At 42.8% G+C, this 21,824-nt stretch carries 20 protein-coding genes; 17 read left to right on the top strand and 3 right to left on the bottom strand.

The window, feature by feature from the left end; all coding sequences use genetic code 11:
- Positions 1 to 93 precede the first annotated feature (93 nt).
- The 10 genes from C5Z25_RS05085 to C5Z25_RS05040 all read left to right on the top strand — a co-directional run bounded on the left by C5Z25_RS05085 (position 94) and on the right by C5Z25_RS05040 (position 11,358).
- The gene (locus C5Z25_RS05085; RefSeq protein ID WP_105451643.1) at positions 94 to 2,415 is read left to right on the top strand and encodes an ABC transporter ATP-binding protein/permease; all 2,322 of its coding nucleotides are present in this window, start codon (positions 94 to 96) and stop codon (positions 2,413 to 2,415) included.
- Between the two features lie 264 nt (positions 2,416 to 2,679).
- Positions 2,680 to 3,384, top strand: a complete 705-nt coding sequence (locus C5Z25_RS05080) for a WxL domain-containing protein (RefSeq protein WP_105451642.1) — start codon at positions 2,680 to 2,682, stop codon at positions 3,382 to 3,384.
- Between the two features lie 283 nt (positions 3,385 to 3,667).
- Positions 3,668 to 3,979: a winged helix-turn-helix transcriptional regulator gene (locus C5Z25_RS05075; RefSeq protein WP_105451641.1), complete on the top strand. Its 312-nt coding sequence runs from the start codon at positions 3,668 to 3,670 to the stop codon at positions 3,977 to 3,979.
- A 120-nt stretch (positions 3,980 to 4,099) separates the two neighbouring features.
- Positions 4,100 to 4,528, top strand: a complete 429-nt coding sequence (gene arsC, locus C5Z25_RS05070; RefSeq protein WP_105451640.1) for an arsenate reductase (thioredoxin) — start codon at positions 4,100 to 4,102, stop codon at positions 4,526 to 4,528.
- 97 nt (positions 4,529 to 4,625) lie between these two features.
- Positions 4,626 to 4,871 carry a hypothetical protein gene (locus C5Z25_RS05065; RefSeq protein WP_105451639.1) on the top strand — a complete coding sequence of 82 codons (246 nt, stop codon included), beginning with the start codon at positions 4,626 to 4,628 and terminating at the stop codon, positions 4,869 to 4,871.
- A 95-nt stretch (positions 4,872 to 4,966) separates the two neighbouring features.
- The gene (locus tag C5Z25_RS05060; protein WP_158682906.1) at positions 4,967 to 6,700 is read left to right on the top strand and encodes a collagen binding domain-containing protein; all 1,734 of its coding nucleotides are present in this window, start codon (positions 4,967 to 4,969) and stop codon (positions 6,698 to 6,700) included.
- Between the two features lie 415 nt (positions 6,701 to 7,115).
- Positions 7,116 to 7,442, top strand: a complete 327-nt coding sequence (locus tag C5Z25_RS05055; protein ID WP_234002783.1) for an ArsR/SmtB family transcription factor — start codon at positions 7,116 to 7,118, stop codon at positions 7,440 to 7,442.
- Complete coding sequence (locus tag C5Z25_RS05050; RefSeq protein ID WP_105451636.1) at positions 7,432 to 8,049, top strand: cation diffusion facilitator family transporter; 618 nt, start codon at positions 7,432 to 7,434, stop codon at positions 8,047 to 8,049. The genes C5Z25_RS05055 and C5Z25_RS05050 overlap by 11 nt, the downstream gene beginning before the upstream one ends.
- Before the next feature lie 299 nt (positions 8,050 to 8,348).
- Positions 8,349 to 9,821 (top strand): UbiD family decarboxylase, encoded by a 1,473-nt coding sequence (locus C5Z25_RS05045; RefSeq protein ID WP_105451635.1) that lies wholly within the window; start codon positions 8,349 to 8,351, stop codon positions 9,819 to 9,821.
- A gap of 157 nt (positions 9,822 to 9,978) precedes the next feature.
- The gene (locus C5Z25_RS05040) at positions 9,979 to 11,358 is read left to right on the top strand and encodes an SLC13 family permease (RefSeq protein ID WP_105451634.1); all 1,380 of its coding nucleotides are present in this window, start codon (positions 9,979 to 9,981) and stop codon (positions 11,356 to 11,358) included.
- Between the two features lie 42 nt (positions 11,359 to 11,400).
- On the opposite strand, the gene C5Z25_RS05035 is transcribed toward C5Z25_RS05040, so the two are convergent.
- A complete protein-coding gene (locus C5Z25_RS05035) occupies positions 11,401 to 12,297 on the bottom strand; it encodes a LysR family transcriptional regulator (protein ID WP_105451633.1) in 897 nt (298 codons plus the stop codon).
- 180 nt (positions 12,298 to 12,477) lie between these two features.
- On the opposite strand from C5Z25_RS05035, the gene C5Z25_RS05030 reads away from it, so the two are divergent.
- The 4 genes from C5Z25_RS05030 (at position 12,478) to C5Z25_RS05015 (ending at position 16,726) form a co-directional block, all read left to right on the top strand.
- The gene (locus tag C5Z25_RS05030; protein WP_105451632.1) at positions 12,478 to 13,494 is read left to right on the top strand and encodes a tRNA dihydrouridine synthase; all 1,017 of its coding nucleotides are present in this window, start codon (positions 12,478 to 12,480) and stop codon (positions 13,492 to 13,494) included.
- Positions 13,495 to 13,539: 45 nt separating this feature from the next.
- A complete protein-coding gene (gene lepA, locus C5Z25_RS05025) occupies positions 13,540 to 15,336 on the top strand; it encodes a translation elongation factor 4 (protein WP_105451631.1) in 1,797 nt (598 codons plus the stop codon).
- A gap of 210 nt (positions 15,337 to 15,546) precedes the next feature.
- The gene (locus tag C5Z25_RS05020) at positions 15,547 to 16,446 is read left to right on the top strand and encodes an MFS transporter (protein WP_105451630.1); all 900 of its coding nucleotides are present in this window, start codon (positions 15,547 to 15,549) and stop codon (positions 16,444 to 16,446) included.
- Positions 16,447 to 16,495: 49 nt separating this feature from the next.
- Positions 16,496 to 16,726 (top strand): hypothetical protein, encoded by a 231-nt coding sequence (locus C5Z25_RS05015; RefSeq protein ID WP_158682904.1) that lies wholly within the window; start codon positions 16,496 to 16,498, stop codon positions 16,724 to 16,726.
- Between the two features lie 75 nt (positions 16,727 to 16,801).
- Here C5Z25_RS05015 and C5Z25_RS05010 read toward each other — a convergent pair whose 3' ends face one another.
- Positions 16,802 to 17,806, bottom strand: a complete 1,005-nt coding sequence (locus C5Z25_RS05010; protein ID WP_105451628.1) for an FAD:protein FMN transferase — start codon at positions 17,804 to 17,806, stop codon at positions 16,802 to 16,804.
- Between the two features lie 18 nt (positions 17,807 to 17,824).
- Positions 17,825 to 18,235, bottom strand: coding sequence for a peptide deformylase (locus C5Z25_RS05005; protein ID WP_105451627.1), 411 nt, complete (start codon positions 18,233 to 18,235; stop codon positions 17,825 to 17,827).
- A gap of 281 nt (positions 18,236 to 18,516) precedes the next feature.
- On the opposite strand from C5Z25_RS05005, the gene C5Z25_RS05000 reads away from it, so the two are divergent.
- Genes C5Z25_RS05000 through C5Z25_RS04990 form a run of 3 tightly spaced genes read left to right on the top strand, consistent with a single transcriptional unit; the run spans position 18,517 to position 21,823 of the window.
- The gene (locus C5Z25_RS05000) at positions 18,517 to 19,821 is read left to right on the top strand and encodes a Firmicu-CTERM sorting domain-containing protein (protein ID WP_105451626.1); all 1,305 of its coding nucleotides are present in this window, start codon (positions 18,517 to 18,519) and stop codon (positions 19,819 to 19,821) included.
- A 47-nt stretch (positions 19,822 to 19,868) separates the two neighbouring features.
- On the top strand, positions 19,869 to 20,468 hold the full coding sequence (gene xrtG / locus C5Z25_RS04995; protein WP_105451625.1) for an exosortase family protein XrtG: 600 nt from the start codon (positions 19,869 to 19,871) through the stop codon (positions 20,466 to 20,468).
- Positions 20,468 to 21,823 (top strand): TIGR03111 family XrtG-associated glycosyltransferase, encoded by a 1,356-nt coding sequence (locus C5Z25_RS04990; protein ID WP_105451624.1) that lies wholly within the window; start codon positions 20,468 to 20,470, stop codon positions 21,821 to 21,823. The genes xrtG and C5Z25_RS04990 overlap by 1 nt, the downstream gene beginning before the upstream one ends.
- Position 21,824 lies beyond the last annotated feature (1 nt).

Raw genomic sequence — 21,824 nt, 5'->3', positions numbered from 1 at the left:
TTAAGCCGATTTAAATTTCAAGGGATAAAAGGTAAAGTTAGTTAACACAAGCGGTTATTGGGACTGGGTTGAAAAGGGAAGGATTTAAACTAAATGTTAGAGCTAAAACATATTAAGAAGTATTACCACGTTGGTGATTCGGTCACCAAAGCGTTGGATGACGTTTCAGTCGCCTTCCGTCAAAAAGAATTTGTCGCAATTTTGGGACCAAGTGGTTCTGGAAAGACGACGATGCTGAATGGTATCGGTGGTCTAGATGTTTACGATTCTGGGGATTTGATCATCAAGGGTAAGTCAACTCAGGACTTTAAGGCTAGTGATTGGGATGCTTATCGGAATAACTCGGTAGGGTTTATCTTCCAAAGTTACAATATTATCGGTCATTTAAGCATTTTAGATAATGTGGAAATGGGCATGACGTTAAGTGGGGTGGGTAATGCTGAGAAAAAGGCGAAGGCCACCCAAGCCTTAGAACGGGTCGGTTTAGGGCCTCACATGAATAAGCGGCCAAATCAATTATCTGGTGGGCAGATGCAACGAGTCGCAATTGCGCGGGCGATTGCCAATGATCCTGAAATCTTGTTGTGTGATGAACCAACCGGGGCGTTGGATACTGAGACCAGTGTTCAGATTATGGCCTTAATCCAAGAACTCTCGGCTGAGCGATTAGTCATCATGGTGACGCATAATCCTGATTTGGCAAAAGAATATGCGAATCGGATTATCGAGTTTGCGGACGGTAAGATTCAAAATGATACCAATCCGTACGAAGAAGCTGACGCCAATGACACGTTTGATTTGAAAAAGACTAAAATGACGTATTGGACGGCGCTAAAGCTATCTTTCACCAATATTCGGACTAAAAAAGGCCGGACGGCTTTGACTGCCTTTGCATCCAGCATTGGGATTATTGGCATTGCGGTTGTTTTAGCGTTATCCAACGGTTTCCAGAAACAAGTGAATAAGACCCAGACGAACACGTTGGCCCAAATGCCAATCACGATTTCACAAGTGGCATCACAACAAACGGCAGCTTCTGATAAGATTAAAACCGCTAAAAATTCAACCGGCGTTACCGCTAAAGTGAGTCAAGCGGATAAATCAACGCATACGAACAAGTTAACGACCAACTATTTGACCTATATTAAGAATATCAAACCTAGTTTGAGTAAGAATATCACTTATACTTATTCAACTGGAATGAACTTATTACGCCAAGTTGATGGGAAGACGAAGGCCGTTAGTTTTTCCAATACGGCCAGTTCGAACACTACGTCAATGACGGCTGCCATGTCAAGTATGACTGGCGTTAGCACATCGGTTTATCCAACTGATAAGCAAGGCCAAAATAGCTTCTTAAAGAAGCATTATGCCGTTGTCTCTGGTCAATATCCAACGAAGGCCAATGAAGTGGTCTTGATTGCGAACCGTGATAATACGACTAATATTAATGCCTTAAAAAACTTAGGATATACGGCTAAAGCTGGGCAGAAATTTAATTTTAAACAGATTATTGGGACGACAATTAAGGTGGTTGCTAATGATGATTACTATCAAAAGCTACCGACTGGTAATTATTTACCACAAACCGTTAATAATGCGTTATACAATAAGTCAGCCAATCAAACGATTAAAGTTGTCGGCGTTTTACGGGCTAAGACCAAGGATTCTGATAATGTCTTAGCATCCGGGATTGCTTACAGTGACAAATTAACGCAAAGTATCATTAAAACTAATGAGAACTCTGCTATTGTCAAAGCGCAAAAACAAAGTGATACTAATGTCATGACTGGGACTAAGATTGATTCAGACACTAAAAAGACATTAGTTAGTACTTTAGGCGGGTCGAAAACGCCAGCTAGTATCCTAATCTATCCAAATAATTTCAAGAATAAGGACAAGTTACTCAGTTATTTGGATAAATACAATAAGGGCAAATCCAAGGCTGATAAAGTTGTTTATACGGATTTAGCAGGGACTGTGTCGAGCTTAACCGGTGGCTTGATGGACGCTATTACGTATGTTTTAGTCGCCTTTGCCGGAATCTCGTTGGTCACTAGTATGATTATGATTGCGATTATTACGTATACGTCAGTGCTTGAACGGACGAAGGAAATCGGGATCTTGAAGGCCTTAGGTGCGCGGAAGAAAGATATTACGCGCGTCTTCGATGCTGAAACGACCATTCTAGGGGTGGCTTCCGGGGTGCTTGGCGTGGTCATTGCTTGGGGCTTAACCTTCCCAGCCAATGCTATTTTAAGTAATATCACGGGGCTAAACAATGTGGCTCATTTGAATCCGGTTCATGGGATTGTCTTGATTATCATTAGTACCGTCTTAACGGTCTTAGGTGGTCACATTCCAGCCCGCATGGCAGCTAAAAAAGATGCTGCGACGGCATTGCGTTCCGAATAATATGTATTTTAAATAGTTGCTGTAAGAATTCAAAAAATTCTTGCAGCAACTATTTTTTTGTCCAATACTCAGCTTGTTTTTCATAATCCGTTGATTAACCCGATTTATGGTTGCTCGGTTAAAATGATTGGTTTGCAATTGAATTGGCCGAAAGTTTAATAGCTCAACCAATTTACAGCAAGCTTTAATCCTTGATTATTAAGTGTTAACCAGCTAATTTATGGCGTAAACTATAACTAAAAGCAAAAAAAGAGGTTGGCGTTTATGAATAAAATAGCTGGTAGTTTAGTGATGACGAGTGCGTTATTAGTAATGGCAACCATGCCAATGATGGTCCAGGCCGCAACCAATACGCAAGGGACCACGGCAGTGACTACAACTTTTACTAAAGGGACGAGTCCAGTATCCCCAGTTGAACCAACTAACCCGAATCAACCTACTACAGCTGGGGATGCCAGTAATGGGGCAACTGGTGGCGCTGAGTTGGCTTTGATTTATGTGACGAATAGTTTAGGCTTTGGTAGCCATGCACTTGATGTTTTGAATAATCAAGCCTATAAAGTGGATACGACAAGTAGTGCCAGTGCTTTATGGGATAGTAAAGCCGTGGTTGAAGTGGCTGATGTGCGTGGAACCGGTGCTGGCTGGAATTTAACCGTTACTGGTGAAAATCTGACGAGTACCACGGGCGCAATTGTTAAGGGGGCCTCAGTGACGTTGCCAACCGGCGCAGTAACCAACAGTGGTAACACGGTGAATGGTGCCGTTTCAGTTGGGAGCAATGTGGCTTTAGCCAAAGCGGGGAGTGCCAGTCAAGTCTTAACGGCTGCTAAAGATAATGGTACTGGGGTGACGGTGGATCAATTGAGCCCAAGTGGCTTAACGTTAAATGTCCCTGCCAATACGGTGCAAGCACAAACCTACGCAACGACTTTGAACTGGAATTTAAGTGACATCCCGGTCAGTTAGGGTGGTAGCGGGTACGATTTATTAATAAGAATTTGATTAATTTAACGATGCGATTGGCTGAAAATTAGTTAGTTAAGAACGCTAATTAACAGCTATTTTGGTTAATGTACAAAGCTGAAATCGACGTGAATAAGCATATTGGTATTAATGGCTAATGATACATAACACAATCGATTGATGATCAAGACGAGGATATTTTCCTTAACCTAGCGAACTAAATAGTCGCATTTGAGTTGGAATAATCATAAACTGAATGCACTATTAATTGTGAGGCGTAAAGATAATGGTCATGCGAGATTTAAACATTGGCACAAAAGTAGGTTTAGAATTACTGACTGACAAGTGGTATGCCTTGACACTAAGTAACTTGGCTGCCCAAACAGTTGATTTTATGGTGTTACGCCAGCGGGTACGGGGACTTTCAACGCTAAAGTTATTGACGGTATTGGCAAAGTTAACAGAACTACAGTTAGTCGTATCGACTACAGATTATGCGTATGGGTTAACGCCGACTGGTTTGGAGTTGAAAGCGAGGTTAGTTCAGCTTGAAGCCTGGGGGAACCGGGTGATTACGGCGATGAATGAGCCATCATGAGTGCTGAGTCGTTTTGAGGTTGATTGTAAGTATCTTTGAAATTTTGCTATACTTTAGATAAAAGTCATAACTGGTGGATTAGCAGTGGACACTAAATATAACCTTTGAGAGGACTATTAGATGACGAAATCAGGCTATCAACTCTATTTTTTATGTACCGGGAATTCTTGTCGCAGTCAAATGGCGGAAGGTTTTGCGAAGCAACTATTACCGGCTGATTGGACGATTCAATCAGCCGGCATTGAAACGCATGGGCTAAATCCGAAGGCCGTCACTGTAATGGCTGAAGTAGGAATCGATATTTCAAAGCAAACATCAACGTTAATTGACCCAGTATATTTAAAGCACTGCGACTTAGTGGTGACACTCTGTGGTGATGCCCGTGATCGCTGTCCAGTAACACCGCCAACTGTGTTGAAGCAACATTGGCCGCTACCAGATCCGGCCCAAGCCACGGGAACTTTGGCAGACCAACTCGTCGTGTTCCGGCAAGTCCGAGATGCGATTAAAAGCCAAATATTAACATTAAGCACAGCTGCTAATAACTAATAGCTGTGTTTTTTTGTGCTTGGGAAGTAAAGAGACAAGTAGTGTCCACCTTGATTGATATGCTGATAGCATTAAAATAAGAGGAGTGACGTGAGTAATGGCAATTGAAGTGGCAGCGTTAAGTGAAATTTACGCAGAGCTATATCCGTTAATCGGTGAAGAGGGGACAAGGGCGATTCATCAGCAGGAACGTGGTGCCCAAGTCACGTTTCCAAGTCATTTTTATGATCGAGTTAGGCTCGTACCGATTTTAAAGCAGGCTTATAATGTGCATGAATTAGCGAATCGTTATGGCTATTCGGAACGGTGGATTCGCCGAGCAGTGAAGACTGAAAAGCGTTAGTTATCAAATAATAAGATAAAAATTCGTGGACCTATTGAAAAGTAATAAGGGTCTAGAGTATACTTTTCCTTGAAGATATGTTAGGAGGGGTATATTTGAAGAAAAATAAGCAAATTTTACGTTGGGTCTTGGGGCTAGTTAGTTTAGTGGCCTTACTGTTTGCTAGTCAGTTAGCCACACCCGCAAAGGCAGCGACTAACCATAATGCGAAAGATTTTACAACTTCGGCATCCGTTATTAATGGTCCTGACTTTAAGCATTCTGAAACCATTGATATTCAGTACAAAATGGAATTTGGCGAGATTGAGATTAGAGATGGGGACACCATCACCATCGATCTACCCGAAAATTTAAGGGCTAAAACCGTGGGTGATAAGTTCGATGTATTGGACGAACACGGGGTAAAAATCGGTGAAGCTGAGGTAACCTCTGATAGTCAGGTCGTTATTACGATGAATAATGCCCTTGAAGGTAAAATTCAGGATGATTTAACTGTCAATTTAGCGACCAAATATCGTGGTACTGACAATGGGGAAAAAGATGTTATCTTTGACCTTGAAAATGGGGAACAGAGTACATCGGTCATCAATATGGTTTCCAATGAAGCCAATATGTCTAAAAAAGGGACCATCCAAGCTGATGGGACTATCAAATGGACCATTGTAGTGGATCGAAATGAAATCAATATGAAAAATTTGACAATTAGCGATACCATTGGCGATTATCAAACTATGATTAAAGATATTGAAGTATACAACGGTGAGTGGTCTACGCCAACAACCTACAAGCGAAAGAGTGACGTGGATCGTGATGCGTATAACGTCAACTATCAAGAAAACGGTTTTGATTTATCTTTTAAAGATACGGTTAGCAACTTGATTGTGATTGATTATTATACGCAAATTACAGACGAGGGTCAGGCTTTAATTGATACGGGATATGTATTCCGGAATGCTGCCACAATGGAGTGGGGCGGTGGTGTTTCTGGCGGTAAGAACTCAGAGGAAACGAACGGCAAGGTCTCATCAACTAACGGTAGTAGTGGGATTGGTGGCGGTTCAAGTTCATCAAGTATTGCGTCATCAAGTTCTAATAGTAGTTCAAACTCATCTAGTTCAAGCGATGTTGATTCGAGTTCGAACAGTTCAAGCAGTGTCAATTCAAGTTCATCGAGTTCCAGCGTTTCCAGTTCCAGTTCATCAAGTTCCAGTTCATCAAGTTCCAGTGTTTCTAGTTCTAGTTCATTAAGTTCTAGTTCATCAAGTTCCAGTGTTTCTAGTTCTAGTTCATCAGGTTCTAGTTCATCAGGTTCGAGTGCTTCAGGTTCGAGCGTTTCAAGTTCAAGTTCATCAAGCTCAAGTTCCTCGAATTCAAATGCTGACAATTCGGGTGATGTGGATTCAAATCCTGACAATGAAGGTTCTGGCGTAACAACGATTGAGCCGGATGATCTTGAAGACAACACCTTGGTTAATCCAGATGTTGATGAAGATACCGGGATTATTGATATTGATGGTGGTTTCGACAAAGACTATGATGGTGCTACGACTGTTCCAGCGACGAGCGCTTCGTCAACCAGTACTAGCAGTCGTCAATCGGTTGCGAGTGAGCCAAATAGTGCCACGACTCAGCCAGCTTCGGATACGAAGAAATCTAGTGCGACCACAACTGTTTCAAAAAGTGAGGCTTTGACGCCTGGTGTGAAGACCACGGTGACGTTGCCAAAAACTAATGAATCAAGTAGCGATAGTCATGGGTTAGTGGCAGTCGGTGTTTTGGTGGCAACATTAACTTTAGGCGGTGGCGCATTATTGCGGCATTGGTTTTAAGAAAACTAAATAAGTCATAAGCGCGGGACAACTTGATTTTTAGTGCCCGCTAATATCAAATAATCACTGCAAGAAGCCACAACACGCTTGCAGTGATTATTTTTTTTAATGATAGCCAACTGTAAATCGTCGTTGAGTCAAGTTTACGGTGGCAACTCATGGGACTAGTGCGGGCTGATTTTGGTGTATGATTAACCTTAATTCTAAGCTAGCAGTTCAAATAGCAAATAGGTAGGTGGATGGAAATGAGAGTAAAGCCATTAATCAAGACCTTGGCAACAGCCGGTTTATTAATAACAATCATGGTAAAGCTGTATCAAACGGCGATGCATGTAGAAAAATAGCTTAATTTTTAACGATTTACGTTTACTCTTTCATATGTTATCATTTACATATGAAAGGGATGACATATGTAATGCCAACGATTAAATTAATTGATACAGCTCATTTACAAGAATCCGAGCGAATTTTTAAATTATTAAGTAATCCAATTCGATTACAGTTATTGTATGTGTTGGAGCAGCAAGATTTAAATGTTAGTGAGTTAGGGCAGCACTTAGCACTCGAACAATCGGTGGTTTCACATCAACTTGCTTTATTACGGCAACACCAACTCGTTAGTGCATATCGAGTAGGTAAGTCCAGCTATTATCGGTTAGATGATCCGCATATTTTAGATGTTATTAATGAAATGATTGCGCATGCTGATCATGTGATGCGAGGTGCCAAACATGGTGAATAACATAAAATTAGTCCAGCAAAGTATTCGAACTGAAATTTTTTCGACCGGTTGGATGGCATTTGAGTTTGTCGTTGGCTTAACAGCGGGGCTACAAGCAGGTTCTATTTTATTAATTGCGTTTGGGCTAGATAGTTTTCTAGAAATTATTGCTGGTAGTACTTTAATCTGGCGGTTACGTAAAGAAGCGAATGGTGCGCCAACTGAAGAAATTGCGCGCGCCGAACGTCGATCTTCGTTAATCGTTGGGACGGTTTTGTTAGGATTAGCTGTTTATGTGACGGTTGTTTCAGGCTATAATCTGATCACCCATCAAGTGGCCCATGAAAGTCTTATGGGCATGGGAATTGCGGTGGCATCTGTGATATTAATGCCATTTTTCACGCGACGTAAACGGCAATTAGGGCATGCTTTAAAGTCGCCAGCGTTAGTTGAAGACGGCATGTGCAATATTACTTGTGCGTATATGGCGGGAACGGTGCTAGTTGGCGCGTTATTAACAGCGTTATTCAACTGGTGGTGGGTCGATTCTGTTGCAGCATTAGTTTTGGTTTACTTTATTGCTAGTGAAGGCTGGGAATCATTTCAAACCGGTCGTGGTAAAGCGTAACTAAATAAAGAAGTCTCATTACTGTGGGTTGTTGATAACTCAAAGAATGGGACTTCTTTTTGAGTTGTCCACCGTGGATAACTCAGTGTCAATCGCGGAAATACTGTTGTACTTGTGGGTAAGTCGAACGTTAACCACAGATTGTTGTGGATGGCGTCGGATTTAGGCAAAACAGCTTGAATTTCAACTGACAAGTTGTATTATTCGCCATCGGAATAATACACTGGCCGTTTTCGAATTGATACTGATGCAGTGGCGGCCGTATGATATAACTGTAAATTTTAAAGGAGATGACAGTTATGGCAACAGAATTATGGGACTTACGTCGTGTCTTGGATGAGATTAAAGACGATCCTGAACAATATCATGAAACCGATGTTCCCGTTGATCCGAATGCTGAACTTTCTGGTGTATATCGTTATATTGGTGCCGGTGGTACCGTCCAACGACCAACTAAAGAAGGGCCAGCAATGATGTTTAATAACGTGAAGGGCTTTCCAGATACCCGAGTTTTAACGGGGTTAATGGCTAGTCGGCGCCGCGTTGGTAAAATGTTCCATCATGATTACAAGACGCTTGGTCAATATTTGAATGAAGCGGTGTCTAATCCAGTGGCGCCAGTAACGGTAGCCGAAGCGGATGCACCAGCGCATGAAGTTGTTTATAAAGCAACGGATGCAGGCTTTGATATTCGAAAGTTAGTGGCTGCACCAACTAATACGCCACAAGATGCTGGGCCGTATATCACCGTTGGGGTGGTCTTTGGGTCAAGTATGGACAAGTCCAAAAGTGACGTAACCATTCATCGGATGGTTCTTGAAGATAAAGATAAATTAGGGATTTATATCATGCCTGGTGGTCGACATATTGGGGCGTTCGCAGCAGAATACGAACAAGCCAATCAGCCAATGCCAATTACAATTAATATTGGGTTAGACCCAGCTGTTACCATTGGGGCAACTTTCGAGCCACCGACCACACCATTTGGTTATAACGAATTAGGTGTTGCGGGTGCCATTCGGAAGCAAGCCGTCCAACTAGTTGATGGTGTCACGGTTGACGAAAAGGCGATTGCCCGTTCTGAATATACGTTAGAAGGCTACATTATGCCTAATGAACGGATTCAAGAAGATATCAACACCCATACGGGTAAGGCGATGCCTGAATTTCCTGGGTATGATGGGGATGCGAACCCGGCCTTGCAAGTGATTAAAGTCACTGCAGTTACCCACCGGAAGGATGCCATCATGCAAAGTGTTATTGGACCCTCTGAAGAACACGTTAGCATGGCTGGAATTCCTACTGAAGCTAGTATCTTACAGTTAGTTGACCGGGCAATTCCAGGTAAAGTGACGAATGTTTACAATCCACCAGCTGGTGGCGGTAAATTAATGAGTATCATGCAAATTCATAAAGATAATGAAGCTGATGAAGGGATTCAACGGCAAGCTGCCTTGCTAGCTTTTTCAGCGTTTAAGGAATTGAAGACGGTTATCTTGGTGGATGAAGATGTGGATATCTTTGACATGAATGATGTGATTTGGACGATGAACACGCGTTTCCAAGCTGATCAAGACTTGATGGTTCTATCAGGTATGCGTAATCATCCGTTGGATCCATCAGAACGCCCACAATATGATCCGAAATCAATTCGGTTCCGTGGGATGAGTTCAAAATTAGTCATTGATGGGACCGTCCCATACGATATGCGCGATCAATTTGAACGTGCACAGTTCATGGAAGTTGATGACTGGGAAAAGTATTTAAAGTAAGGCCTTAATTGTGCCCCATACCGTCAAATGGGGTCGCAGTTAGGCACTTGAATAACTAAAAAATTGCTATTAACAAGGGAATCCGCCCTGCCAACTAGTATCATCATGCTGGTAGGGCGGATTTTCTGTGAACAAGTTGAAAGGAGTTTTATTTCTAATGAACAAAAAATCGATTGGTTTTTTTAGCGGCATTATCGTCTTTGCCATTATCTACTTACTCCCAATCGCAGGGCTGTCTGCTAAAGGTCAAATGGACTTAGCGTTAAGTTTAATGACGGTTGTCTGGTGGGCGACGCAAATTGCGCAACCAGCTTATGTTGGTGGAATTTACTTAATGTCGTTGATTTTAACAAATGTTGCCACTCCCAAACAAGTCTTTTCTTCAGCGTGGACGGGGTCCATCATGTGGCTGGTGATTGGGGCTTATCTGATTGCCGGTGCAGTTAATGAATCAGGATTAGGTCAACGGATTGCGTATGCTTTTATTATTAAATTCGTCCGTAGTTGGAAAGGGATTGTCATTTCTATCTTCGTTTTGACGTTTATCTTAGCTTTGTTAATTCCCCATCCATGGCCACGGGCTTTCATGATCATGTCCGTTATTACCGTCGTAGCGGAAACGGCGCATATGCCCAAACGGGATTTAGCCAAGTTAGGCCTAGCCGTCTTTGCGGCGTCATGCCCATTGTCCGGGGTCTTTTATACAGGTGATACGTCACTGAATCCCTTAGCAGTTCAAGCATCCGGTCAAAGTGTGAATTTCGTTTCATACTTTGTTGACATGGGTGTTCCAATGATTATTGCGGCTGTTTTGACGATGTTTGTCTTCTTATTCTTATTCAAACCATCGCAACCAGTCCACATTGATGTGGCAGCTTTGAAGCAGCAACAATCACAATTAGGCGGTATGACTGGTAAAGAAGTACGGACGATTTTATGGCTAGTCGTAGCGATTGCGCTTTGGTTAACAAGTGGCATTACTGGTTTGGATGTTGGTTGGTTGACTTTAATTGTGGCTTTAATGATGAGTTTACCGGTCATCGGTGGTATTTTGACAGCCAAATCATGGGAGGGCGTTCCCGTCAATGTATTGGTTTTCTTAACATCGGCAATTGCGATTGGTAACGTTGGTGCTGTTACTGGGATGAACAATTGGATTGCAAAAACATTAATTCCAAGTAATTTACCAAACAATATTTATTTATTAGCGATTGTTATTACGTTATTTGCAATGATTATCCATATGTTTATGGGGTCAGTAATTGCCGTGATGGGAATTACGATTCCGGCATTTATTGCCGCCACTGCCCATATGGGGATTGATCCGTTAGCAATTTCGTTATTAGTTTTCTCAGTAACTAATTTGCACTATATTTTACCTTTCCATAACCTAGCTATTTTAGTGGGTAGCGATCCCGATACTGGTGGGGGCTACACGCAAAAAGATGTGATGCGCTTAGGTATTCCGTTGACAGCAGTTGTCTTCGTGGTCGCATTGATTGAGATGTTTTGGTTCCATTTAGTTGGTTTAGCCTAAAAATAGGTCGGCAAGTAGTGAGTGTAATCACTGGTTGCCGACCTATTTTTTTTGCAGTTTTGCAACTAAAAAATCAATCAAGTTCGTCATTAGTTCATTGCCAGCACGTTGTGGATAAACAAAGTTCAGTTGGCTGATGTATGGAATGGCGAGTGACCGCATTACGACTTGATCAGTCATAAATGGCGTAACCGATTGCTTGAAGAGCAACGTTACGTTGTCAGTATTGGGCAACAACCCTAAAAGTGTTTCGATATGGGTGCTCTCAAAGAAAATGTTGGGCTTTAAACCTTGGCGTGCGAATAGCGACATGATTGGTTCATAGACGCCGGAACCCGGTGGGAGTGTGGCTAATTGTTCATTAACTAAGTCACGCATTCGGATCGTCCGTTGGGTTGCGAGCCGATGCCCAATGGGTAAAATGAGTTTCAGTTCATCAGTTAGCAACGGTTGTTTTTGGAACTTGGTCGGTTGCAAAGCATTGGTCTGAGTGTCGCGAATGATGGCGGCCTGTAATTCACCAGCAAGTAGCCGTTCTAAGACGTGGTTACCTTCATCTTCCACGAGTTTCAGCGTCAGTTCTGGATGGTTAGTCCCAAATGCAGCGATGGGTTGCGCAATGTTGTATTGCCCAGAAATAGGAATTGAACCAATCGTTAATTTACTCGTCTGATTGGGTCGATTAGGTGCGAGATCATGCATCATAGCCTCATAGTCACGAATCATTTTAAGGGCATGATGATAGAAGGTCTCACCAGCCGGCGTGATTTGCAGGCGGCGTTTATTATAGGTGTCGAGTAATTTGATGTTTAATTCGTTTTCAATGGCTTGCATCCGTTTGGACAGTTCTGACTGTGACAGATGCATTTCGACGGCGGCGTTTGAGATGTGCCGCAAGTCGTAAACCATGATAAAAGCCTGAATATCATTAATGGTCAATTTAGTCACCGCTTTCAATGGCGTATTATTAATTTAGTTTAACACCGGATGACGGATTCGTCTGCGGATTATGGCATAATTAACCGTTAAAACTAAACTTAAGACTTGCGTTGGCCCCCTAAAAATCGCTATAGTTAAGTTAATTTTGTAAAATTAATGAATTGATTGGAGATGATGGGTGTGACGCAGTCAGCGTACTGGCAGCGCATTGCCACCAAAGCACGACAAGAAGCGCGACCATTTTTTAGTTTAGCCCCGATGGAGGCCGTCACGGGTTCCGTTTTCCGGCGGGTCATCGTGCGGGCCGCCGCACCGGATAACTTTTATACCGAATTTACGAATGCGTTGAGCATGACCCATCCGAAAGCCAAGGCGACGACGCAAGGGCGCTTGTATATAGATCCCAGCGAAACGCCCAAACCAATTGTCCAACTTTGGGGTAATGCAGGCGGTGATTTCGCTAATGCAGCCCAGGAAGTCCAACGGCAAGGGTATCAAGCGATTGACTTGAATATGGGCTGTCCAGATATTGCCGTGATTAAAAATCATAGCGGCAGTGACCTCATTCGTCACTTTGATACGGCCAAGGCCGTGATTGAAGGTGCTCGGCAGGCAGATTTACCGGTGAGTGTGAAAACACGACTGGGTTTTAGTGACTTGTCAGAATATGAGACTTGGATTCCCTTTCTATTAAAACAACAAGTACCGGTCTTAACGGTGCATGTACGGACACGCGAAGAGATGAGTAAGGTCCCGGCCCATTATGAATTAATTGATAATTTGATTCAGATGCGAGATACCTTGGCGCCAGCGACGTTGTTACAAATTAATGGCGATATTGCTGATTATCAAGCTGGTCTAACTTTGGCCCAACAGCATCCGGGTGTAGATGGGGTCATGATTGGTCGCGGTATTTTTACCAATCCCTTTGCCTTTGAATCTCAGCCACGGCAGCATTCCGCCCATGAATTATTGGCGCTATTACGCTACCAGTTGGACTTACATGACCAATTTGTGGCAATGGGGTTGCAAGGTCATTTTGTACCATTGCAACGTTTCTTCAAAATTTATGTGCGCGGTATGCGACACGCTGCGGAATTGCGTAATGATTTAATGCAAACCCAAACGACTGATGAAGTCCGGGCGATTATTGACCGGATTGAAGCGACATTACCACCGGTTGAGACGCAAGCGTAGAATCCAGTCACTAATGAGTGGTGACTTTTGAAAAGGAAGGTTAATTTGAAAGCAGAATACATTCGTAACTTTGCCATTATTGCCCATATTGATCATGGTAAATCGACTTTGGCCGATCGTATTATGGCGTTAACCCAAACGGTTAGTCAGCGTGATAGTCAGGCACAATTGTTAGATGATATGGCCGTTGAGCAAGCCCATGGGGTAACCGTGAAATCACGCACTGTGCGGAATTTCTATACGGCCAACGATGGTCAGGAATATGAATATAATTTAATTGATACACCGGGACACGTTGATTTTTCATACGAAGTCTCTAAAAGTTTGGCGGCCAGTGATGGGGCTATCTTATTGGTTGATGCGACTCAGGGGGTGCAAGCCCAAACAGTGGCTAACTTCCGCTTGGCTAAGCAAAATGGCTTAGTTATCTTGCCGGTGATTAATAAAATTGATAGTGCCGCTGCGGATGTAGATGGGACGATTGCTCAGATTCGCCAGTTAGACCCTCAGTTTGCGACGGTCGAGCCGTTAAGGATTTCGGCCAAGACGGGTCAGGGTGTGCCAGAAGTTTTGGATGCTATCAAAACTGTCTTTCCAGCGCCTAGTGGCTCGGCCACGGCCCCGTTAAAAGCCTTGGTTTTCGATTCACTGTATGATTCGTTCAAAGGCATCATTGCCTATGTGCGCGTAGCGGATGGCACGTTAAAAGCGGCTACTGATAATTTATTGATGGCGAAACAAACTAAGTTAACCAATAAAGAAGTTGGCACGTTTACACCCGGAATGACGGCGACTAAAGCGTTAACGGTAGGTGAAGTGGGATATGTGGTTACAGGGCTAAAAGATCCGCAATTATTGCGGGTCGGGGATACCTTAACGAGTCAGGCAACCCCGACAACGACGCCCTATCCAGGTTATGAGCCGGCCGAATCCATGGTATTTGCTGGTTTTTATCCGAAAGACCAACAATATCGAGAATTGCAGTTAGCCATTGAAAAGCTAGCGTTAAATGATTCGTCGTTTCATTATCAAGCTGAAACGTCGGAAGCACTCGGACAGGGCTTTCGGTGCGGCTTTCTCGGAATTTTTCATTTGCAAATCATTCGGGAACGCTTGCAAGATGAGTATGGCTTAGCCGTATTAACAACGGCGCCTAATGTGACTTATCGGGTGCACTTAAAGCAGACCGAACAGCCGATGATCGTGAATAACCCGATTAATTTTCCTGATTTTGCACAAATTGAAATGGTCGAAGAACCCTTTGCCAAAGCGACGATTACTACGCCAACTGCGACAGTCGGGGCGGTGATGAAGTTAGGTGATTCACATAAAGGTCAGTTATTAACCATGCAAAATCAAGGTGATTTGGTTGAATTACATTATCGGATTCCAGTTTCGGAAATTGCTTATGACTTCTTCAATAGTCTTAAGTCGATTACGCATGGCTATGCCACGTTGACAACGACTTTTGATGGGTATGACTTAGCGGATGTGGTCAAAGTTGAAGTGCATATCAATTACGCCAAAGTCGATGCGTTATCTTTCGTCGTGCACCGTGAAGATGCACCCGTGATGACACAGAAGTTAGTCGAAAAACTCAAATTCACTGTTCCGCGGAAACTTTACCCGATGCCGGCTCAGGCGGTCGTTGAAGGCAAGCCGTTAGCCCGGGTTAATATTCCGCCGCTACGGAAGAACGCTGCTGCGAATGGTGAAAAACGGAGCACGTCGAAGAAACAAGCACTATTGCGTCGTCAAAGTGTGAATAAGCGACAGGCCGCACATAGTGATCTTGTTTTGTCACAGGATGTCTTTAATGCAATTTTAGATTTATCGTTATAAATTCAATATAGTCAAAAAACCAACCAGAAGTCATGGTTGGTTTTTTATTAGTTTAACACTAGCCGAAAATTAACCGCTTTTTAATTATTCTAATCGTGATATAATTTAATTGGTTGGCGGTGGAGAATTCAAAGCGGTCCCTCAATTTAATATCAAGTGGGTTGTGGTAACTGATTTTGGCGGCAATAATACTTTCAAAGTAGGTGGAAAATGACACTATTTAAAAATCGTAATGTCATGCAAATTGTTATATCGCAACTATTTAGTGGCGTTGCAACGTGGTGCGTCACCTTAGGCATTCAGATGATCATCATATTTAAGTATAATGCAACTATTACCGGCGTTTCTGCATTATACTGTGCGGCACTTTTGCCCAGAATTATACTACCAAGTTTTTTAGGGACGTATTTGGATCGGGTGAAGAGTCGGGTCCTAGTTGTGAAAATAGGCAGACTGTTTGCAGCTGTGGTTGCCTTCATTTGTTACTTTAGTCAGGGTACCATTCAGATGATTATTTTAGTGTTTGTGTTAAATGCCGTGCTGTCAGCTGAAGAGCCTGGCATGATTGGTGTCATTCGAAATTTATCTGATAATGATGATGGTTTTGATATATTAGGAATTTATTACATGCTAGAGGATATTATAAAAATACTCGGACCATCAATAGCGGCCGGTATTTCTTTCTTTACAACAAATAAAAATCTGTTTTTAGTTGCAACTGTCCTATTTGTGGGGTCGGTGGTGTTACTGCGGGTGAAAGAAGCCACAACTCGTCATCAGGCGAAGGCCGAAAATAAAAAATCACTTAATCGATTCGAGGTCGTTAAGCTAATTTTTAGCCAAGGCGAACTGCTATATATTTTTATGATAGTCTTTACGTTTTTGTTCTCTCTAAACGCTATCGATACTAGTTCCGGAATTTTGATAAGAACGTTTACCAATAAGTCATACATCCAAGCAGTTTTTGTTGCGCTAATGGGGATTGGTGGGACGATTGGGTCATTAATAGTGCTTAGACTGATTAATAAAGTGAATTTGTTGACCTTAAATCAGTATGTTTATTTTCGGACTGTTACTCTGTATGGTAGTCTTCATCACAACTATTGCTGAACTACTTATTATTGTTACTTTGGCAGGATTACTGGCGCCCGGAATAATCATGTCAGCGGAAATTCGCCGACAAAAGTTAGTGACTAAGTCGCAGTCGAGTAGACTATCCGGGCTAACCTTAATGGTGAATTCAGTTGCTCAATTAGCCGGTATTGTGGTTTCTCCGGTTATTGCAAATGGGCTTTCTCCAGCTGAAGTGTTTGTTGTTTGCGGCTTGTTAATTATCACGATTGCATTGTTTGGAATTATATTTGGCAATAGATTCGTTAGGGCTAATTAAAAAATGAAATAAAAATAAGCTGTTAGATACCAAAAAACCAACCAGAAGTCATGGTTGGTTTTTGAGTTGGTACAGTTAAGGCATAATGGTAAACGTCTCATCTAATAATGTCACTGTTTCAGGGGCTAGGCCCACAATCTGAAGCTGGCGATCTTTAGTGACAAAAATGGCGCCATAGAGATCGTCACGGGCCACGCCCCAATCAGGGGATGGTTGACCGGCGAAAAATAAGCGGGTTGTTTCAATCTCACCATCAATGGAAGCTTTTGAAAAAACCGTGACACTCAGTAAGTTGTTTTCACGAGGATAGCCGGTCTTGGCGTCTAAAATATGATGGTAGGAGTGGCCATCCACTTCTAAATGTCGTTCGTAAATTCCACTGGTTACTGCTGAGCAGGGGCCAATCGTGACACTGGCGATTGCATTGCCACGTGGCGTTAACGGATTTTGAATGCCAACTCGCCATTGCCCATCAGCGTGTAATGGTGAGTCACCAACCATCAAAAGATTGCCGCCTAAATTAATCATTCCAGCTCGCTGGCCTAAAGCTTGCCAATAGTCTTGAATCCGATCAGCGATATAGCCTTTAGCAATCCCCCCTAAATCAAGTTGCATCCCGGGTTGATGGAGATAGATACTATAAGCTTGGTCATCATAAGTGGCTTGGATCGGGTCGACCAAAGCAAGTTGGGCCTTGATTGCTGCTGGCGTCGGGACATGCGCATCGGTAAAGCCAATCTCCCAGAGCTTAACTAACGGGCCAATCAAGGCATTAAAGCCAAAGTGTTGTTGGCTGAGCTGAATAGCGTGCTTAACCAAAGTGTAAGTCGCGGCACTGACTTGCACCGGATGGTTGCCCGCTGCTTGGTTAATGGCGATGACTTCGGATGAGGCACGGTTGATAGTCAACTGATCTTCATATTGGTCGATTAACGCACAAGCATTGGTTAGGGCTTGGTTGGGCACTTTACCAAAGAGGGTTAAGTCAATACTGGTGCCGAGGGCGTAATGAGTTCGGTGCTGGCGCTGACTTGCCAGCTGTGGAATGGCGGTCTGACCGTCAAAGTTTAAAGTGGTCATCGAATCGGTCCTAACGATTTAGATTAAGATACCAGCACAATGGTCAATTTCGTGTTGAATGATTTCAGCTGTGAAGTCATTAAAAGTTTGTTGCTGGGGCTTGAAGTGGCGGTCCCAGAATTTAACGGTAATTTGATGGTGACGTGTCGTTGGCCGTTCACCAGTCAAAGATAAGCAGCCTTCATTGGTTGCGTAAGCGCCGGTATGTTTAAGGATAACCGGATTAAGCATGGCCATAGCAAAGGGGCCCATTTGAACCACGATAATTTGTTTGTTGACGCCAATCATGTTGGCGGCCATGCCCACACAATCAGCACTGTGAGCTTGGAGGGTATCCAATAAATCAGTCACGACGGCCAAATCGGTTGGCTTGGCAGGCACCGCGGTTTGGGTTAAAGCAGTTGGGTCATGTACGATGGGTTTAATCATGAGCAGCCTCCTAAAACGATTACTTTTAAGGCTATTATAGCGACCATTCAGGCGCTAACGCAAGTTCTGGAAATTATCAAAACTATTGTTCGCCAATTTGGACAGAAGCTAGTATAATAAAATGTAGTGGTAAGGCTAATTAGTTATGTTAAAAGCCTAAAATTTGTGTTAGCATAACTAAGATAGTAAAACGTTAAGATAGTTAAACTGTTAAAACGGTTTAACCTGAATAAATTCAGGTTTTAAAGGCTAAATTGGTTTTTTGGAGGGAAGCTGACAGTATGAAATTACGGACAGTAATGATGGTAGGTGCAGCCATGCTAGGATTAACTAGTACGGTCACTTTGATGATGCCAACAAGCGCAAGTGCAGCTGCCACAACTAGTGCTAACAGCACCAGTTCGAATGTCACCATTGATGGTAAGTTTTCGGATTGGTCAGGTGTTAGTTTAACAGAAGGCTATAACGGTTATACCGCCATGGTCAGTGATGGGCAATCAGTTGATGTCTACGTTAAGATGAAGAACGGTAACGTCCCAGGGTATGGGGACTATAACTTTACCATTGGTGGTAAGCAGTACTATGTTTGGTCTAATAATATTCCTAGTAGCGTGAGCTCGGGTGAATCCAAACAAGTGACCTTTACTGGTGGTAAATGGAATGAAGGCACGCAATACGGTACGGTTGGGACCGGCTATGTTTATAATGACGGCAAAAACAATTTTGCCGAATTTAAGGTCGATCTCAGTAAGTTTGATATTTCTGATTTAACAGCGGGTGAAAAAGTTGCGATGACTAACCCTAATATTGGGAGTTCGGCAGTTACGACGACCGTTGCCTCAGTTGCGGCTTCGACTGATAGCAGTAGTGCCACGAGCAGTAGTAGCAGTACTGCCTCGAGTAGCACAAGCACAACTAGTGCCAACAGTACAAGTAGTAGTGCAACGTCAAGTGCCGGTGTCGTCACAGATAAGAGCGATTCAAGTTCTAAAGACACGACCACGACGGACGCCAATGCTAATAACGATAACGACAATGCTAACATTACGATTGATGGTAAGTTTTCAGACTGGAAAAATATGACCTTGACAGAAGGTTATAACGGTTATACTGCCATGGTTAGTGACGGTAACTATGTTTATGTTTACGTTAAGATGAAGAATGGTACCGTTCCTGGTTATGGCGACTACAACTTTGATATCGGTGGTCAGAATTACTATGTCTGGTCTAATAATATCCCTAGTAACGTTAGTTCCGGCGAGTCTAAAGCGATTAGTTTCACTGGTGGTAAGTGGAACGAAGGTAGTCAATATGGCACCGTGGGGACTGGATATATCTCAAATGATGGCAGTCATAGTGTTGCCGAATTCAAAGTTAACCTTAGTAAGTTCAATATCTCAACGATGACCGGCCAAACGATTACCATGTATAATCCCAATATCGGTAGTGAAAAAGTAACTGTCGCCGGTGGGTCAACGGGACCAATCTTGTTATCTGGGATTGGGGTCTTCATCGCAGGTATTGGTTATGTTAAATTCAAGAAAAATGGATTTAAGGGCCAAGGGCCTCGGATTAGTAGTAAATAAGTTTAATGAAAAATTTTAACAAGTAATATGATATAGGACTGATGTTAATGAACGTATATATCCTACTGGGAACGGTAGTATGGCTGTACGTGCTATCAGTGCTACAGCGAGCCCGGTTGTCTGCTTTCTTCTTTATTGTCGGCAGCGCCGGACTTTTCTTTATTTTATCAGCGTTAAGTCGACCTTATTGGGTTTGGCTATTCACGCATGCAGTGATTCATGGTGTCAATGGCTTTGCACTGGTGACGCACTGGTGTAACGTCATGTTTAAATCCGGCCTGGTTTATATCAATAACGGGCATAATCCCGTTATTATGTCGATTGATTATGAATGTTCCGGCATTATTGAAACCTGTGCTTTTGTGGCCTTAGTGGTCTTCTTCCCGATGTATCAGCGGAAAGAAAAAGTATTCTATGCTTTATTTGGCGTGGTTTACATTTATTTAATCAATGTTTTACGGCTGATTGTTGTGATTACCATTGTGCATTTTGGCGGGGGTGACACGTTCTTTTTAGCCCACTCTGTGATTGGTCGGTTGGTATTTTATGTGCTGGTCATCGCATTGTATTACAATGTCTTCACTTACTCCCAATTGGCCCGCGGTATTTATCGCGAATTTCTGGATTGGAGGCACGTTAAACTGTGATGTACTGGATTAATTTAGCATTGACCAGAATGGGTTTCTGGATTACATGGGCACTGATTCCGATCGTTGTTGAAATTATTCCAGCGATCACGTCAACGATTAAGTTACTGCATTCGCATCTACATGAGCCCAAGCTAACGCCGCCTGGTAAATGGCCATGGGTCACGATTATTGTACCGGTCTATAATTCAGAAGATACGTTGTTTGAGTGTATTCGGTCAATTAACAATCAAACTTATCCCAAAGATGCCATGCAGATTGTGCTAGCCAATAATCAAAGCACAGATGATAGCTTCGGGGCTTATGCGCGCGCTCAAAATACATTTCCAGAACTCATTTTACGCTATGTTAATACCGATAACGGGAAGGCTAAAGCGCTCAATACCGCTATTTATGAAAGTATTGGCACCTATGTGATTAATATTGATAGTGACGGTGTTTTGGAACCCCATGCGGTTGAAGAGATGGTTTTACGGTTTGAAAATGATCTGAGTATTGCGGCGATGACGGGGGCTATTTTGCCTAAATCCGACCTAGTTGACGGTGTTAAGGGTTGGTGGCACCGCATTATTGCTAAAAATGAGTATTACGAATATGCGCAAGCCTTTTTATCTGGGCGCACTATCGAATCATCACGTGATCAATTATTTACAATGTCCGGCGCGTTTTCAGCGTTTCGCCGCGAAGTCCTAATGGAGACTTTCTTATATGATATTGATACGATTGGTGAAGATACCGATATGACTTTCCAGATTAGAACGCGTTTGGGTAAAAAGGTGATCATCTGTGCGGATGCCATCTTCTATGTGGAGCCGATTTCGGGATTGTCTGAGTTGTATACGCAGCGTCAACGCTGGCAACGAGGCGAAATGGAAGTCGCGCATAACTATATGGCCAAATCGGCCAGCTTGAAAAAGTTCTTTAATAATTTTTTAGTGCGGCGGATGATGATTGACCATACGTTTAGTTTTCCGAAAATGATTTGGACTTTTGCCAGCGTAGTTTTGATTGCGTTTGGTTATTCTTCAATTATTATGTTGCTGTCGTATGTGTTAATTTATTTCTTGTATGTGTTTGTCGCTTTGGTTAATTTCATTAGTGTTGGGGTCTTGTTACGTCGTTATCAGCAAGAGCGACGATATTATTTGCACTTGTGGTGGGTGATTTTTACCCTCCCAGTCTATACGTTAATCTGTTCATGGATTCGGTTAATTGGGATTATCAATGCCATGACGACCAAGGCGTCGTGGAAGCTACGTGGGATTAATGATGAGATGCAACAGTTGACTGACGTGCTCAAAGATGACGTTGAGACTGCGAAAACACGCCGTCAAAAAGATCGGAAAGGAAAATAAT

Source organism: Lactobacillus sp. CBA3605 (genome assembly GCF_002970915.1).
Lineage (GTDB): Bacteria > Bacillota > Bacilli > Lactobacillales > Lactobacillaceae > Lactiplantibacillus.
Note: the sequence above shows the minus strand (reverse complement) of the source record. Positions and strands in the feature narration are given on the sequence as shown.